The following is a 15,525-nucleotide window of genomic DNA, read 5'->3' on the forward strand; positions in this document are numbered from 1 at the left end:
CATTCAACCATTTTCATTCAGGACATCTGCCCCGCAGCCGCTCTGGCGACCTGGGCAGGTTTCCTTGCTTCACCGTTTCATACAGCTCTGCTTCATTACCCCTCTGTGCCTGCTGAAAAACCGCTTGCGCGGCTTGATCAAATACGTTTTTTTTCTTCTCCCGCTGTTATCGGCTTTGCCAGCGATTGCCGAAGAACCCTTATGGTTTGAGGTGCAAACCGACAATCGCTACCGCACGCGTTTTTTTATCAGCGGCAATCCGTTACCGGCGCAGCAGTCCAAGCTGCGTGAGTTGCTGCAAAAACACTTGAGCATTCATGAGGCGATGTCCAACCCGCGCATGAATGCGAGCGAGTGGCAGCGGCTGATCCAGAAAACCCCGCAGGAAATCAGCGACTTGCTCGCCACTGAAGGCTACTTTAAGACCCAAACCACCCTGCGCCGGCCAGACGCGACACAAGCCGAATTCCACCTTATGTTGCCGCCAGCAGCCACCGTCAAGCAGGTCAACGTCAGCATCTCTGGGGAAGTGCAACAGCCTGCCTACCAGGCTACACTCGAGGCCGCGCAAAAAAGCTGGCCCTTACCGGTGAACAGCATTTTTACACAAGCAGCTTGGACCAGCGCCAAGCGCGATATCCTTGCCGCTTTGTTAAGGGATCAATTTCCCAACGCAAAACTGACGCGCTCGCAAGCCCTGGTCGATCCGGCAACCCAGGCTGTCATGATCGAAGTCGCGGTAGACTCTGGCCCGGCAGTCAAGGTGGGGCACGTGCTCATCCAGGGCTTGCAACATTACCCGGAATCCCTGATCAGACCGCTGATTACACTCAAAACCGGGGCGCCCTACCGCCAGGAGGATCTGCTCACTTTACAGAACAGTTTTATGAGCACGGGCAAATTTAGAGCGGTCGACGTCATTGCCAAAACCGATCAACTCAACCCGGACCGGTCTGCCGACATCACGGTGACGGTCACCGAACTCGAGCAATATTCCATGCGTATCGGCACCGGCGCCAGTACCAATACCGGGGCCAGAGTAGTATTCAATTACACCAACCGCAACCTGTTTGACCGCGGACTATTGTGGGACAGTAGCGTAAGGCTTGAACAACGCTTACAGGCTGTGACCTCCAACATTACCTTTCTGACGGATGAGCAGGGCTATCGCGACAGCATTCAAAACAACCTGATCCGTACCGCCGTAGAAGGCCAGGTCACCACCGCCATCCAAAATGGGGTGCGCCGCTATTGGGGGCAGCCGACAAGCATAGAACAATTTGTCGGCGCCAACCTGTTGTATGAGTTTTTGACCGTAGACGGCGAAAATTCTCAGTTTAATAAAGCCGCAACCGTCGCCTATGGCTTTAATATGCGCAGACTCAACAATGCGCTGGCACCCACTAAAGGCTGGATTTTCAATACACAATTCCAGCTGGCCCCATTAGACAAACTGTCAGATGGTCGTTTTTTGCAATCGCAGGCCAGGTTACAGGCGTTTTACCCGTTGACGGAGTCTACCCAGTGGCTGGGCCGCATTGAAGTGGGCAGTATTACTGGCTCTGGCAGGGTGCCAGCGACTTATTTGTTCCGCGCCGGTGGCGACCAGTCGGTGCGCGGCTATGCTTTCCAGTCTTTAGGCGTGAAAGAGGCAGACGCCATTGTAGGCGGCCGCGTGCTGCTCACGGGCAGCAGTGAAATCGTACAATGGCTCACCACCTCTTGGGGCGCCGCCGTGTTTGTCGATTTCGGCAATGCGGCCAACAGCTGGAAAGACTACGAACCAGCACTGGGCTATGGCCTCGGGGCCCGCTGGCGTAGCCCGATTGGCCCGGTCGGGGTGGATATTGCCCGTGGTCAGGAGACCGGCGAATACCGCCTGCATTTTAATCTGGGAGTGAATTTCTAATGTCACGCCTGCGCTACCTGTCGTCACTATTCAAACAATTTATAGCGCTGCTGCTTTGCCTGTCGCTCATCATCACGCCGCAAATCGTGTGGGCCGCCAATATTCTGGTGCTCACCAGCCTGACCTCGTTTGAAACCGATTTGGGGAATGCGACACTGAGCGTGACAGGCATAGACTCGCATATGCAACTGACGGTCACGCCCCAGGGCAAACTCACCGTCTCTCAGTTTTCTGCCAAGCAGGTCACATTGCGTTACAAACCGGCAAACGAACAAGCACCGACAACCTCGCAGCCCCAGCCGCCCCTGCCTGCCCATATCCACATCCCCTTGCCGTTCTATCTGCATCTGGGACAGATTGAACAATTGACCATTATTCAAGGCCAGAGCATCACGCAGGTTTCGCATCTCCAGTTTGATCTGGATGCAGACAATACCGCCCTGCAATTTAATATCAGCCAGGCACACAGCCCCTGGGGCAACCTCAGCAGCCACTTTAAGATGCAGAATGCAGCGCCATTCAATTTAAGCGGCTGGCTGGACCTGCAGCAACCGCAAGGTGACCTGCCTTATCATTTACGCATGACGCTGGCTGGTAATTTGACGCGACTGGAAATGACGGCTAATCATCATTACCAACCGGAGGCACGGCCATTCGCGCTGATTCCGGTTGAAATGTCCGGCCCAGAGCCATCGACCAAAGATGCTATTAATAAAAATCCTATCAATAAGCACCAGAAAATACTGGATACAGTGCAGTTGCAGGCATCCATCGGCTTGGACGACCAGCGCCAAAGCCATCTCGCGTTTCACTTGCAACAGTTTCAAGCCAAACACCTGCATCCCCAGCTAGGCGGAGCCATGGATTTGAATATCGTCGCCGATGGTAGCCTGACCGAACAAGGGCTGGTCAACATCACCGTGGATGCCGGCAATAGCCGTTTGCAACAACAGCCGCTCATCCTCAAAGGGCAAGCGCAATTGCGTGGCAGTGTATTAAGCCTGCTGGATCTAAAAGCGCAGCTGGACCAGAATACACTCAGCATCCAAACCCAGCCACTGAGCCAGGCCAAGCCATGGTCAACGCAACAAACTCACTTGATCTGGCAAGCCAATCTGGCCTCGCTGGCACAGTTGATGCCGGGCTTTAGCGGCAAGCTGCAAGGCCAAGGCGACATTACCCAAGGAGAGGGCAGTTTTTCGACCTCGTATCATCTGTCAGGCACCCAACTGCAGCTGCCAAAAGGTTTATCCCTGGCGGGTCTGCAAGTCGACGGGCACTTTTCCAATCAATCACAGGCCACGCTGGACAACCAGATTCAGTTACAAGGCCTGTCGCAGCAAGATGCGCGTGGCATGGACAGCCCACCTATTGATGCCGAACTCAAGCTGAAGGGCAATCTGGACCAACACCAACTCACCCTCACTGTCACTGACAGCGATGCGCAACGACAAAGAAACTTGCTGCTGGCGCTCAATGGCCATTGGCAGGACAGCGGTTTGCAAAACCCGGGCTGGCAAGCCACCCTCACCCAATTACAGGATCAGGCGGGTAAAGTGTTTCAGCTTGAAAAACCAGCAGCCCTGACCTGGCAGCCTGAGCAGGGCTTTCAACTCAGAGATTTTATCCTAAAGGCCGAATCCGGCGGGCAATTGCAGGTAACAGCACTGCACTATCGCCCGCCCCAGGCGGCCAATGCGCGCACGCAGGCGCCAGCACAAGCCGTTGCATTGCATACACAAGGCGCGCTAGACCACTTTCCAGTGCAAGCGCTGCTTGGCTGGCTTGGCCAGGGCTCTGCGGAGGCACTGCCCGCCGACGCACTGCGGTTATCAGGTCAATGGTCACTGGCCCTGGACCAGCACCTGAACGGATCCTTGCATCTGGAGCGGTCTGACGGTGACTGGCAGATATTCGATACCACCGCCAACGCCTGGCAAGCGCTAGGCATAAAAACATTGCAGGCAGACTGGCAAGCCAGCAACGACCGCATGCAGCTACAAGCTACGCTGCAATCCAACGGTGACGCGCAACGTGCGATCGACCTGCAATTTTCTGCGGCGACAGAAGTCACCCCCACCGCCGACGGGCTGGTGATCAAGAAAACCGCGCCGTTGCAGGTCGAGCTCAAAGCACATCTGCCGCAATTAAACTGGCTCAATAAACTGCTGCCAGACACACAAGTGGGCGGGCAACTCAATATTCAAGCGGCAGCTCATGGCACCATTGCACAACCTAGCCTGCAAGGCAGCATGCAGGGCAGCGCATTATCGTTACAAGTGCCGTCTCAAGGCCTGTGGCTGGAGCAAGGCACGCTCAATGCCACGCTTGCCACAGACCAGATACACCTCCAGCAATTGCACTTTGCCGGCAAAAGTGGTGAACTGAATGGCAGTGGCGTGTTTCAGTTTAATCAGGAAGACTGGCAGCTCAATGCCGCCTTGCAGCTAGACAAGCTACAAGCGCTGTCACGGGTAGACCGCTGGGTGCAATTAAGCGGCCAGACCAAGCTCAGTATGAACAGCCAGCAAACGACGATCAGTGGTAATCTCAAAATTCATAAAGGCTTGTTTGAACTGCCCAAGGCGGACAAACCCACGCTGGATGAGGATGTCGTGATTGAATCCCCGCAAGCTCGGACGGAGACGGCCTCCAAACTATTGCTTCAATCATTTGCGCTGGATTTTGGCGATAAACCTACCGTGCTTCCGTTTAAGGAATCAGAACAGTTCATGCTCAGGGGTCAGGGCCTGAATGCCGCCTTGAGTGGCAAGCTGCAACTCAACGGCCTGCTGGATGCACTCAGCGCCACCGGCACACTGGACCTCACTGGCACCTATCTCGCCTACGGCCAATCGCTGAATATTGAAACCGGACGGCTGATTTTTAGTGGCAAACTGCCCAATATCGGTCTCGATGTGCTGGCGACCCGGCAAGTGGACACTACCAAGGTTGGCATTCAGATTAATGGCAGCCTGCAAACGCCGCGCCTGAAACTGGTCTCCACACCGGAAACCAGCAATGAAAACAAAGTCGCGCTACTGGTGCTGGGCCAACCCATGTCACAAGTCGGCAGCAGCGACCTGGCCCTGCTGTCTGTCGCGGCGGGCGCCCTGCTGTCGCAAGGCGACTCGGTCTCGTTACAAACCCGTTTGGCGCAAGCCGTGGGGCTGGACAGCATCGATGTCCGCGGCAGTGGCCCGACCAATTATGCCGTCAGCGTCGGCAAACGCATTAACCGCAATCTGGTGGTCGGCTATGAAAAAAGCATTGTCGGCCTGTTAAATGTTGGTAAACTGACCTACCAACTCACCAAGCGTATTTCCATTGAAACCAGGACAGGTTCAGAGAATGCACTGGATGTGTTTTATGGTTTTAGTTTTGACTAGACGGCTGACTGACGCATGCATACAGATAAACCCAACCCGAGATTAGCGGTGCTGATTGATGCGGACAACACGTTTAACGTCATCCCCATCATTGATGCGCTGTTTGAAGAAATTTCCAAGTTTGGTGATGCCAGCATCCGCCGCATTTATGGCGACTGGACGCAACACCAACTGAGCCGCTGGAAAGAGGTGCTGCCCAAGCATGCCATCCAGCCCATGCAGCAATATGCCAATACCAAGGGTAAAAACGCCACAGACAGCGCCCTCATTATTGATGCGATGGATTTACTGTATACCGCACCGCTGGATGGCGTCTGCATCGTGTCGAGTGACAGTGACTTTACCAGGCTGGCGATCCGCTTCCGTGAGTCAGGCAAATCGGTATATGGCTTTGGTGAGGCCAAAACGCCCGAATCATTGCGTGCCGCCTGTAACCGCTTTGTGTTTATCGAGATTCTTTCCCAAGACAAAAAAGCCGATACTGATGAATCAGCCGCGGTCATGGACAAGAGCACTGTGGAGAAACCAGATGCGCTGAGCAAGCAAGCAACGGCAACCGCTGAACCGTTGTTACTAAGCCCCACCGTCAAGAAAACCTCACAACAACTGGCCATGGATGCCAAGCTGGTGTCCCTGACACGATCCGCCATAGAAGCGCTTTCGGAAGATGACGGCTTTGCCAACCTCAGTGAGGTCAAAAAACATATGATTAAAAACTATTCGGCGTTTGACTCCAGAAACTATGGATATGCTAAATTTAGCGAGTTGATTCAATCCATCGGGCTGTTTGAACTGGATCACAAAAAGCAGCACGTTAAAGACAAACGAAAAAAATGACAGAAATTCTGATTCTTTATTACTCTCAAGGCGGTGCCGTGCGCGACCTGGCACAACAGATTGCACGCGGCGTAGAGAGTGTGCCCGGTGCTCGGGCACGGCTGCGCACAGTACCCAAAATCTCGGCCAACTGTGAGGCCATCGAGCCCGAGATCCCAAGCAGTGGTGCACCCTATGCCACACTGCAAGATCTCGAAGAATGTGCCGGACTGGCACTAGGCAGCCCAACACGGTTTGGCAATATGGCCGCCCCAATGAAATATTTTCTCGATGGCACCTCCGGGCTCTGGCTCAAAGGCGCTCTGATTGGCAAACCGGCGGCCGTGTTCACCTCCAGTGGCTCCATGCACGGCGGCAATGAAATGACTTTGATGACCATGATGATCCCGCTGCTGCACCATGGCATGCTATTGATGGGCTTGCCATATTCCGAGCCGCAATTGGGGACAACTAAAACCGGTGGCACCCCGTATGGTGCCAGTCATATCGGCGGCGCGATGGATGATCAGCCCTTGTCTGACGATGAGAAGAAATTATGTCTGGCCTTGGGCAAACGTCTGGCCCACACCGCGCTCAAATTGCAATAATCGTTTTTTAGGGAATTTAAGTATGTCTGATGCACCCATCCCGAAATCATTGGCTCGTGAAGCCCGTCAATTCTTGTTTTCAACCCGTCATGCCATTTTGTCGACGCATTCGATGAAGTATCCCGGTTTTCCATTTGGCTCAGTGGCACCGTTTGTCTGCAACCAGCAGGCAGAGCCGGTGGTTCTGATCAGCACGATTGCCGAACATACCAAAAATATTCTCGAAAACGCCAAAGTCTCTTTACTGGTGTTTTCCGGGGCTGAAGACTTGCAAGCCAACGCGCGCCTGACATTGATGGGTGAAGCCATGCCTTGCGACAAGCAGGATGCCGATTTGCGCGCCCGCTACCTGCGCTATTTGCCACAGGCAGCCAGCTACTTTGATATGCATGACTTCCATTTTTACCGCATTCAGGTGGAGCATGTGCGCTACATTGCCGGCTTTGGCCGCATGGGCTGGTTTGAAGGCTCGGCGCTCAGCGAAGGACTGGGCGAGAGCATGCTCGCCGCGCAAGAAGCGGGCATCGTCGCCCATATGAACGAGGACCACAAGGATAGCCTGCTGCAGTATTGCAAGCATGTCCATGACATCACCGCCGACCATGCAGAAATGATAGGCCTGGATGCTGAAGGGTTTGATGTGCAATATCATCAGGGTGAAGAAACACAAGGGCTGTTGCGGTTTGCCTTTGAGCAGCCGGTACTGAACGCCATGGATGCGCGCAAAGCCTTGGTAGCCTTGTCTCAAGCGTGCAAAGCATGATCGCGCGCTGGTTGATGGTCAGTCGCTGGGTCGCCAGCGTCAGCTTGATTGCGCTGATTGTATTGTGTCTGGGGTGGGAGATTTTATGGGCGCCCTTGCGGGCTGGTGGCAGCTTGCTGTTTTTAAAAGTCTTGCCGCTGTTGGGCCCGTTATTCGGCATTTTGCGTGGCAAGCGTTATACCTACCAATGGTCAGGCATGCTGATTCTGTTTTACTTTACCGAGGGCGTGGTGCGGACATGGTCAGAGACAGGGCTCAGCCAGTCGCTGGCGCTGGCAGAGGTCATCTTCAGCGCATTGTTTTTTGCCAGCGTCGTCACCTATGCCAAATTTAGCGGTAGCCGCTATCAGGCCGCCTGACCAACATTGCCTCACCGCCTGGGTTGGCCATTTTTGCTGTAAATTCTTTGTTGAATCCACGCTGACAAGCTCGGTAAACCTTATATAATATCGAGCATGAAAATCCTGTTATCTAATGACGATGGCTATCTTGCGCCCGGCCTCAATGTCCTGGCCGCGCATTTAAGCAAAATAGCCGAGATCACCGTGGTCGCGCCCGAGCGTAACCGCAGTGGTGCCAGCAACTCACTGACCCTAGACAGACCTTTAAGTGTCAAACAAGCCGCCAATGGCTTTTTTTATGTCAATGGCACCCCCACCGACTGCGTGCATATTGCCCTGACGGGCCTCATGCAGGAAATGCCGGACATGGTGATCAGTGGTATCAATGATGGCGCCAATATGGGCGACGATACCATTTACTCTGGCACCGTAGCTGCAGCGACTGAGGGGTATTTGCTGGGCATTCCTTCTTTTGCCATTTCGATGTCACAACATCAGGCACTGCACTTTGAAACGGCGGCCAAGATCGTGGTGGACCTGGTCCAGCAATACAACCACAGCGAGTTTACCGAGCCAACCTTGTTAAACATCAATGTGCCAGATGTACCGTTTGATGCAATCAAAGGCAAAAAAATCACGCGACTGGGCAAACGTCACAAGGCCGAACCCGTCATTCAACTGCAAACCCCCAGAGGCGAAACCGTTTACTGGGTAGGTGCCGCTGGCCAGCCGAATGACGGCGGTGAAGGGACTGACTTTCACGCCGTGGCCGAAGGCTATGTCTCCATTTCACCCATACAGGTAGATTTAACCAAACACTCTCAAATTGCCACCCTGCAGCAATGGCTGCAAAGCAAGCAATAAGTCATCAAGAATTCAGTGACATGGCGATTCCAAGAACATCACACAAAACCGGTATCGGAATGACCTCTTCGCGGACACGCGAGCGCATGTTGACGCGCCTGCGTGAGCAAGGTATTCAGGATGAAGTGGTCATAGCGGCCATGGCAGAGATTCCTCGCCATATCTTCGTCGATGAAGCACTGTCTATCCGCGCCTATGAAGACGTTTCATTGCCGATTGGTTACGGTCAGACCATTTCGCAGCCATATATCGTGGCCAAAATGACGCAAATTCTGCGTAATGGCAAACCATTGAACAAAGTGCTTGAGATTGGCACGGGTTGCGGCTACCAGACCGCAGTATTGTCGCGCGTGAGCACCGACGTCTACTCACTGGAACGCATCCGGCCGCTGGTGATGAAAGCCAGAAACCATCTGCGCACCTTGAAATGTACCAATGTCAAACTGGACCACGCCGATGGCAGCCTGGGCCTAAAGGATTATGGCCCGTTTGATGCCATTATGGTCACCGCGGCGGCCAGCCATGTGCCGCCTGAGCTGGTCGAACAATTAGCCGTCGGTGGCCGCATGGTCATCCCGGTCGGCACCACGGACCAGGTACTGCATTTAATTGAACGCACCGCCCAGGGAATTCAGCAAACCGCGCTGGAATCCGTGAAGTTTGTCCCATTGCTAGGAGGCACTGCTTTATCATGAATCTACGCACCTTGCTGACCGCGTGCGGAACCGCCTGTACACTTGCTGCCTGTGCCCTCAACTCTCCCATGCCGCGCGCACCGGTGGTCACCAGTGTGTCGCCTGCGCCAGAAAGCAAACCGGCTGCACCGGTCAGCGTGGGGACGAATCAGTACCTGGTACAAAAAGGCGATACGCTCTACAGTATCGGCCGCAAATTTGGCATCCCGTTCATGAAGCTGGCCGAGTTCAACCAGCTGCAAGCGCCGTATGAGATTCATGTCGGCCAGGTCCTCAACCTGACCGCAAAAAGCGGCACCAGCGCAACAAACAATAAAGCCACCGATCCTGCAGGCGCGGATGATGCTGAAGTCGTCACCTCGGCGATCAGCAGACCAGACATGAATGCGACCCCTGAGGCCGCAAGCACGGCCAATGCCGCACCGGCGCTGCAGACCACCACCGAGGGCGAAAAGTCTGCAGCCCCCTTAGACCTCGAAGCCATCAACGACAGCGACATTCAATGGCAGTGGCCGCTGGCAGGCAAAGTGAGTGCCGGGTTTGACGTACAAACCAATAAAGGCTTGAATATCACGGGGAGCGCCGGTCAGGCGGTCAATGCCGCGGGCGCGGGTAAAGTAATTTATAGCGGCATGGATGTGCGTGGCTATGGCAAGCTGATTATCGTCAAACACAACAGCAACCTGCTCTCTGTCTATGCGCACCAGGGCAACTCGATGGTCAAGGAAGGCGTGTTTGTGACCCAAGGTGAAAAACTCGCCACCCTGCCCGCCCCGGCCAATAACAAACTGCCTGTGCTGCATTTTGAAATCCGGCAAAAAGGCAAACCGGTAGACCCGGCGACATATTTACCGAGTACGCCGGCCACTGCCAGCAGCCATTAAGCCAAGCACGGTCGGCATGCCTCGACCGCTGGCAGGTTAAACCATGCAGGTGCACTCAGCAAAGGAGCTGGTATGGACCCCAACCGCTACAGCAAAAATCGCGATATCCGGCCAGACAGCGGATGGAAAATCCTGCAGGCGGTGCTAACGCTAGGCCTGGTGCTTTGCGGCCTGGTCGGGATCGCCGTCCATCTATTCAGCAGTGAGTCGCGCCCGACTGACTGGTTGCAATGGCTGATGGCCAGTCCGATGAATATAGTGCTAGCAGTCGCCACCCTGCTGCCCCTGTTTCTGTTTCACCGCTATATCAGCCATCTCAGTAACCAGCAGCGCCGCTCAGCCAGTGACTTTCCTGTTTATGTCATGATGCTGCTAGGCGCTTATTTTCTCTACCAGCTGCTCACGACTGGGCATTGGTAGAGGCCATTCAGCCCACGCGTCACCCTTATCAAGCCGTTTTGCGCAGGCTGCCCGCCTGCACATGGCAACGGTTCATACCACTAAAAATGGCCTTGATCGAAGCGGTGACGATATTGGTATCCATCCCCACGCCGTAACATACCTTGCCCTGACACGCGACCTCGACAAACGCGCAGGCCATGGCCTCGCCAGCAGACGGGCTGGCCCCTAGCGAACGCTCTTCAAAACTGCGCACCTGTACCTCAATGCCCATATGTTGCAGGGCATGAATCGCCGCATCCACCGGCCCGTTGCCTTGCCCACTGGCGATGGCGGGCACGCCATTGACTGCCATATGCATGCGGATCGCCTGGCCCTGGGCATGACTTTCCAGCTGATAGTCCTGCATATGCATAGGCATCACCGTAGACACATAGTGCGCATTAAACAGCTGCCACAGAGTCTCAGGCCCCACCTCGCTGCCGTGTTGGTCGGTATATTGCTGCACCACGGCAGAAAATTCGACCTGCATGCGTCTGGGCATTACCACCCCATAATGACTCTCCAGCAGATAAGCCACGCCACCTTTGCCTGACTGGCTATTCACCCGGATAATCGAATCATAATTGCGACCCACATCCTTGGGGTCTATCGGCAGGTAAGGCATATTCCAGGGCGCATCGGCGGGCAGCGACTGCCTTGCCGCGAATCCCTTTTTAATCGCATCCTGATGCGACCCAGAAAACGCAGTAAACACCAGATCGCCCGCATAAGGGTGGCGCGGGTGAATCTCAATCTGCGTACACTCTTCCACCGTCCGGCCAATCGCATCAATCTCAGAAAAATCCAGGCCAGGATGCACACCTTGCGAATACATATTCAGCGCCACAGTCACCAGATCCACGTTGCCCGTGCGTTCCCCATGCCCAAACAGGCAGCCTTCCACGCGATCCGCTCCAGCCATGATGCCCAGTTCGGTGGCCGCAACCGCCGTGCCGCGGTCATTGTGCGGATGCAGGCTCAGAATCACGCTGTCGCGATGCGCCAGATGTCTATGCATCCACTCAATCTGGTCGGCATACACATTCGGCGTGGCCACTTCCACCGTCGCCGGCAGGTTGATAATGATCTTGCGGTCAGGCGTTGCCTCCCAGGCCTCGGTGACTGCATCACACACCTCTTTGGAAAATTCAAGCTCGGTCGCCGTGAACGTCTCCGGGCTATATTGCATCACGACTTCGGTCTCAGGCATCTCGGCGGCCAGTGCTTTCACCAGCCGCACCGCCTCTACTGCCATCGCCTTCACCTCATCCTTAGTCATGTTGAACACCACGTCCCTAAACGTCGGCGAAATCGCGTTATACACATGCACAATCACCCGACGCGCGCCACGGACGGACTCCATCGTATGGCGGATCAGAGGCTCGCGTGCCTGCGTCAGTACCTCAATCGTCACATCCTCGGGAATCTGCCTTTCTTCAATCAGGCTACGCACAAAGTTGAAATCGGTTTGCGAGGCCGAAGGAAAAGCCACCTCAATCTCTTTAAAGCCCATCTGGCAAAGCATCTTGAACATGCGGCGCTTTTTATCCGCATCCATCGGCTCAAACAGCGACTGATTACCGTCGCGCAGATCGGTACTCATCCAAATTGGTGGGTGCGTGATCACGGCATTCGGCCATTGACGGTCCGGCAGATGAACGGGAGGAAAAGCCTGATATTTATGTGCGGATTGTGTCTGCATGTTGTGCTCCAGAAGAGATGTTTTTGACAAGACACATGATAAAGACTTTGCAAAAAATTAAATTGCTAATTCGATCAATAAACCAATAAATTAAAAATAATATTTCAATAAAATAAAATATTTTGTAATATTATTTCAATATTTAAAATTAAACAGAAATATCCATGAAATTAGACCGTTTTGACAAAGCCATTTTAAACATCCTGCAAACCGAAGGCCATATCAGCAACCAGGATCTCGCCGACCGTATCGGCCTCTCCCCAGCCCCCTGCCTGCGCCGGGTAAAAGCGCTCGAACAAGCGGGGCTAATTCTCGGCTATCAAGCGCTGGTAGACGCGAAAAAGCTAGGCCTGAGCCTGATGGCGCTCATCGGAATTTCGATGGATCAACACACCCCAGAACGCTTCGCCAATTTTGAAAGCAGCATTACACAAATCCCCGAAGTGTTAGAATGCCTGCTAATCACCGGTCAGCAATCTGACTACTTGCTAAAAGTGGTGGTGAAAGATATGGATGACTACCAACACCTGCTACTGCATAAAATCACCAAGATTGCAGGCGTCACCGGGGTGCATACGAGTTTTGTCTTGAGAAATGTGGTGGCTCGGGCGAAGGTGCCAGTGGAATGATTTTTGAGTAGAAGAGATGCCTGAAAGACTTTTTGTTCTTTATCTAAATCAATGAGTCAAATATGCTCCTTTGATTTTTCTAGCCATTTCACATCTCCTAAAAACTAGGTCGATGTGTCTACTTAATTGCATTTGTAATCCAAATACCAACCATTGCCTAACGGTGTGATTTCTGAAAAATCACCCTCTTCTTTTTTTCCAGTTGACGAAGGCAAGGGTTCGTGTCGCCAATTAATTTCACCACTGCAGCCAGAAACCGATAAGCCGACACGGTAAACCAAGACATTTAACTCTTCTGGCGCATATTCTAGAGCATGGCAAAACTTAACTCTCTCCGAGCCTGTTTTTGCAAATAATTTTTTGTATTCCCCATATCGCTTTTCAGTTAAACCTACCACTTTGAGAACTTCTGAAAGAGATAACCTTGTTTTGTAATCACTGTTGCGAGTCCATTCACCGTTGTACTCCCAATACTCACCGATATTATCGAGACCTACAACAAAGCACTCTTTCTCACCAGTATCATCAGTGATCATCTTTTTGAGCACTTCAAATGCCTCAGGTGCAATTGAGTATTTTGCTGCCAACGCCTCGGTCGAGGGAGGACTTGAGCATGAAGCCAACAATAAGGCAACTATGACAGAAGTGAGCAGTTTATTCATAACGTTTGACATAACGGGTGCCGCCAGGCGTGCCGTTGAATGAGGCGTTAGCCATCATTTGGAAAGCTCCGCCCGAATAAAGGTTGCAAGTGACTCTCCAACGCTCCACTTCTTTAGATCGACGACTGTGCCACCGTGTTTTGTCTTTGCGCGCTTAAGCGCTCCTCTTCCATCGCAGGTCAGGACAACTGATACCACCGATCTCGCGGCAAGCGAGACGTCGGCCTCATTTTTGGACAGTCCAGTTGGTCTAATAGTTGGGCCAACAGAGTAGCTTTCCGCGCTAAGAACCGCCAACTCTTCCTCGCTTGCAAAACGCCCGCAATCGAATCCAGAGACTCGTTGTTGATCCGGCGGTAGCGATTCGTCGTAAAACCCGAAATACGTATCGGTAGAAACCGTTTTGCCGTTCAGGGCGGCCTCGACATACTTTCGTTTATCTGCGGGCATGTGATGGATTTCAAACTCCGCTTCCCTTGTGATCTGAATGGAAAACTGATCACCAGGAAGCTCTGCGCGTAAGTCCACTCCCCTATCGAAGAATACATCCCAAGCGTTGCTGTCGACAAAAAGAGAGATGGGTATGACACTCATGATGGCTAACGTCTGACATAAGGGGCGCGCTTTAGCTCGTCCCGCTTGATGGATTGGTTAGGCATTTGAGCACTATACGTCAAAGCTACCATCCCAAGGCTTGAAGAATGCAAAGTCGTTTGGTAGCAGATGCACACTCTCATAACTGTCTTCAGGGTTAGATGCATCTACGAGCCCAAAAGTAAAACCGTCAATCTGAACTGAAAACAGTTCTACCTCAACATCACAAAATTTATGATTTTTAAGACCACTTACCATTTCATCGCGAATTTTTCTTGCACTCGGCATGAAAACATTCTCTCCGTCAGACTCTGTACCAGCGAATATAGCCTCAGTTTTTAGATGTCTGCCTTCTGCTGTGAAGGTATGTAACACTGCGTACCAGCGCTTTTGCTTTTCCCAATTTTTAGGTATTGGAATAGGTAACGTTGCTGTAATTAAAGCCATGAACTGGCCTTGATCATATTTGCCAATCGTTTTCGTGTAGTAATCTGGAATTCTTTTAATTTTTATTTTAGATGGAACAGCCAAAATACTCTCTCCAATTTGCCTAACGTTGAAGCTGAGCTGCGAGCGGCGGCTTGCCGACGCGAGTCGGCTCGAGCGACTGGTTAGGCGGCTCGTAGTTTTCCAAGAATTCTCTCCAGGATTTGAATCTGCGCATCAATCACAGTCGTGGGTCGGGTGGTCAGCGCCTTCTTCGACTCGGCTCTATGAAGCAACTCAGCGACAAAGGACTCTGCCTCGTTCTGGTACTTTCGCAGCCCTGCGATCTGAGCGTGCGAACTGTCTAGCTGACTGGACAGCTGCCCGATGATGAGAAGCAGGTCTTCCTGCGAATAGGCCGAACGTGCCCAGGCAGCAGATTGCCCGCAGATCACTGAAGGGACATCGTCGTACTCAGCCCATAGTTCAATCTTCAGAGGCGAGACCTCAAGTTCCACCAACGGCTCCTCGGCAAAGCGGCCGAGAAAGTTCTTCGCGTCAGAAGCATTGGACGGACCATCTACGACGAGGGTAACAACTGGGTCAACGATCCCGGCGTGGAAGTAGTCTGGGACAAATCGTGCCTCCACGCGACCTTCTGCAACTTTGAGATCGCGAAGGATGTACCAAGTCTCGAGCGGGATTTTCATGGCAAATCGCCAGACGCCTAACGTTTGAATTAAGGGGCGCCGTTAGGCGTCCCGCTTGAATTATGGGTTAGAGCCAGCCATATTTGCTCTGC

At 53.1% G+C, this 15,525-nt stretch carries 16 protein-coding genes; 11 read left to right on the top strand and 5 right to left on the bottom strand.

What is annotated here, in order from left to right; genetic code table 11:
• The first annotated feature begins 64 nt into the window (after nt 1-64).
• The 10 genes from ACT53C_RS10650 (at nt 65) to ACT53C_RS10695 (ending at nt 10,689) form a co-directional block, all read left to right on the top strand.
• Complete coding sequence (locus ACT53C_RS10650) at nt 65-1,909, top strand: autotransporter assembly complex protein TamA (RefSeq protein ID WP_476146016.1); 1,845 nt, start codon at nt 65-67, stop codon at nt 1,907-1,909.
• The gene (locus ACT53C_RS10655) at nt 1,909-5,298 is read left to right on the top strand and encodes a translocation/assembly module TamB domain-containing protein (RefSeq protein WP_476146018.1); all 3,390 of its coding nucleotides are present in this window, start codon (nt 1,909-1,911) and stop codon (nt 5,296-5,298) included. The genes ACT53C_RS10650 and ACT53C_RS10655 overlap by 1 nt, the downstream gene beginning before the upstream one ends.
• 15 nt (nt 5,299-5,313) lie before the next feature.
• Entirely contained in the window at nt 5,314-6,135 is an 822-nt protein-coding gene (locus ACT53C_RS10660; protein WP_476146020.1) for an NYN domain-containing protein, read from the top strand.
• A complete protein-coding gene (wrbA, locus tag ACT53C_RS10665) occupies nt 6,132-6,722 on the top strand; it encodes an NAD(P)H:quinone oxidoreductase (protein ID WP_476146022.1) in 591 nt (196 codons plus the stop codon). The genes ACT53C_RS10660 and wrbA overlap by 4 nt, the downstream gene beginning before the upstream one ends.
• A gap of 22 nt (nt 6,723-6,744) precedes the next feature.
• Entirely contained in the window at nt 6,745-7,485 is a 741-nt protein-coding gene (locus tag ACT53C_RS10670) for a HugZ family pyridoxamine 5'-phosphate oxidase (protein ID WP_313984221.1), read from the top strand.
• The gene (locus ACT53C_RS10675) at nt 7,482-7,844 is read left to right on the top strand and encodes a DUF2069 domain-containing protein (protein WP_476146024.1); all 363 of its coding nucleotides are present in this window, start codon (nt 7,482-7,484) and stop codon (nt 7,842-7,844) included. The genes ACT53C_RS10670 and ACT53C_RS10675 overlap by 4 nt, the downstream gene beginning before the upstream one ends.
• A gap of 96 nt (nt 7,845-7,940) precedes the next feature.
• Nucleotides 7,941-8,690, top strand: a complete 750-nt coding sequence (gene surE / locus ACT53C_RS10680; RefSeq protein ID WP_476146026.1) for a 5'/3'-nucleotidase SurE — start codon at nt 7,941-7,943, stop codon at nt 8,688-8,690.
• Between the two features lie 20 nt (nt 8,691-8,710).
• Nucleotides 8,711-9,385, top strand: coding sequence for a protein-L-isoaspartate(D-aspartate) O-methyltransferase (locus ACT53C_RS10685; protein ID WP_194746997.1), 675 nt, complete (start codon nt 8,711-8,713; stop codon nt 9,383-9,385).
• Nucleotides 9,382-10,269, top strand: a complete 888-nt coding sequence (locus tag ACT53C_RS10690) for a peptidoglycan DD-metalloendopeptidase family protein (RefSeq protein ID WP_476146028.1) — start codon at nt 9,382-9,384, stop codon at nt 10,267-10,269. The genes ACT53C_RS10685 and ACT53C_RS10690 overlap by 4 nt, the downstream gene beginning before the upstream one ends.
• Nucleotides 10,270-10,341: 72 nt before the next feature.
• Entirely contained in the window at nt 10,342-10,689 is a 348-nt protein-coding gene (locus tag ACT53C_RS10695) for a hypothetical protein (protein WP_476146030.1), read from the top strand.
• A gap of 28 nt (nt 10,690-10,717) precedes the next feature.
• On the opposite strand, the gene leuA is transcribed toward ACT53C_RS10695, so the two are convergent.
• The gene (gene leuA, locus ACT53C_RS10700; RefSeq protein ID WP_476146032.1) at nt 10,718-12,412 is read right to left on the bottom strand and encodes a 2-isopropylmalate synthase; all 1,695 of its coding nucleotides are present in this window, start codon (nt 12,410-12,412) and stop codon (nt 10,718-10,720) included.
• Nucleotides 12,413-12,576: 164 nt separating this feature from the next.
• On the opposite strand from leuA, the gene ACT53C_RS10705 reads away from it, so the two are divergent.
• Complete coding sequence (locus tag ACT53C_RS10705) at nt 12,577-13,041, top strand: Lrp/AsnC family transcriptional regulator (RefSeq protein WP_194747001.1); 465 nt, start codon at nt 12,577-12,579, stop codon at nt 13,039-13,041.
• A 122-nt stretch (nt 13,042-13,163) separates the two neighbouring features.
• Here the strand turns inward: ACT53C_RS10705 and ACT53C_RS10710 are convergent, their stop codons facing one another.
• The 4 genes from ACT53C_RS10710 to ACT53C_RS10725 form a co-directional block, all read right to left on the bottom strand.
• Nucleotides 13,164-13,703 (bottom strand): hypothetical protein, encoded by a 540-nt coding sequence (locus ACT53C_RS10710; protein ID WP_476146035.1) that lies wholly within the window; start codon nt 13,701-13,703, stop codon nt 13,164-13,166.
• Nucleotides 13,704-13,757: 54 nt separating this feature from the next.
• Nucleotides 13,758-14,297 carry a hypothetical protein gene (locus tag ACT53C_RS10715; RefSeq protein WP_476146037.1) on the bottom strand — a complete coding sequence of 180 codons (540 nt, stop codon included), beginning with the start codon at nt 14,295-14,297 and terminating at the stop codon, nt 13,758-13,760.
• Nucleotides 14,298-14,369: 72 nt separating this feature from the next.
• The gene (locus ACT53C_RS10720) at nt 14,370-14,828 is read right to left on the bottom strand and encodes a hypothetical protein (RefSeq protein WP_476146039.1); all 459 of its coding nucleotides are present in this window, start codon (nt 14,826-14,828) and stop codon (nt 14,370-14,372) included.
• Between the two features lie 80 nt (nt 14,829-14,908).
• Nucleotides 14,909-15,433 carry a hypothetical protein gene (locus ACT53C_RS10725; RefSeq protein WP_476146041.1) on the bottom strand — a complete coding sequence of 175 codons (525 nt, stop codon included), beginning with the start codon at nt 15,431-15,433 and terminating at the stop codon, nt 14,909-14,911.
• Nucleotides 15,434-15,525 lie beyond the last annotated feature (92 nt).

This window comes from Methylophilus sp. DMC14 (assembly GCF_056314085.1).

Bases quoted from the DNA above. Each gene is read 5' to 3' on its own strand.
- ACT53C_RS10655 (WP_476146018.1), top strand. From the start codon at position 1,909: ATGTCACGCCTGCGCTACCTGTCGTCACTATTCAAACAATTTATAGCG.
- ACT53C_RS10690 (WP_476146028.1), top strand. From the start codon at position 9,382: ATGAATCTACGCACCTTGCTGACCGCGTGCGGAACCGCCTGTACACTT.
- ACT53C_RS10725 (WP_476146041.1), bottom strand. From the start codon at position 15,433: ATGAAAATCCCGCTCGAGACTTGGTACATCCTTCGCGATCTCAAAGTT.
- ACT53C_RS10685 (WP_194746997.1), top strand. From the start codon at position 8,711: ATGGCGATTCCAAGAACATCACACAAAACCGGTATCGGAATGACCTCT.
- surE (WP_476146026.1), top strand. From the start codon at position 7,941: ATGAAAATCCTGTTATCTAATGACGATGGCTATCTTGCGCCCGGCCTC.
- ACT53C_RS10675 (WP_476146024.1), top strand. From the start codon at position 7,482: ATGATCGCGCGCTGGTTGATGGTCAGTCGCTGGGTCGCCAGCGTCAGC.
- ACT53C_RS10715 (WP_476146037.1), bottom strand. From the start codon at position 14,297: ATGAGTGTCATACCCATCTCTCTTTTTGTCGACAGCAACGCTTGGGAT.
- ACT53C_RS10670 (WP_313984221.1), top strand. From the start codon at position 6,745: ATGTCTGATGCACCCATCCCGAAATCATTGGCTCGTGAAGCCCGTCAA.
- leuA (WP_476146032.1), bottom strand. From the start codon at position 12,412: ATGCAGACACAATCCGCACATAAATATCAGGCTTTTCCTCCCGTTCAT.
- ACT53C_RS10695 (WP_476146030.1), top strand. From the start codon at position 10,342: ATGGACCCCAACCGCTACAGCAAAAATCGCGATATCCGGCCAGACAGC.
- ACT53C_RS10705 (WP_194747001.1), top strand. From the start codon at position 12,577: ATGAAATTAGACCGTTTTGACAAAGCCATTTTAAACATCCTGCAAACC.
- wrbA (WP_476146022.1), top strand. From the start codon at position 6,132: ATGACAGAAATTCTGATTCTTTATTACTCTCAAGGCGGTGCCGTGCGC.
- ACT53C_RS10660 (WP_476146020.1), top strand. From the start codon at position 5,314: ATGCATACAGATAAACCCAACCCGAGATTAGCGGTGCTGATTGATGCG.
- ACT53C_RS10710 (WP_476146035.1), bottom strand. From the start codon at position 13,703: ATGAATAAACTGCTCACTTCTGTCATAGTTGCCTTATTGTTGGCTTCA.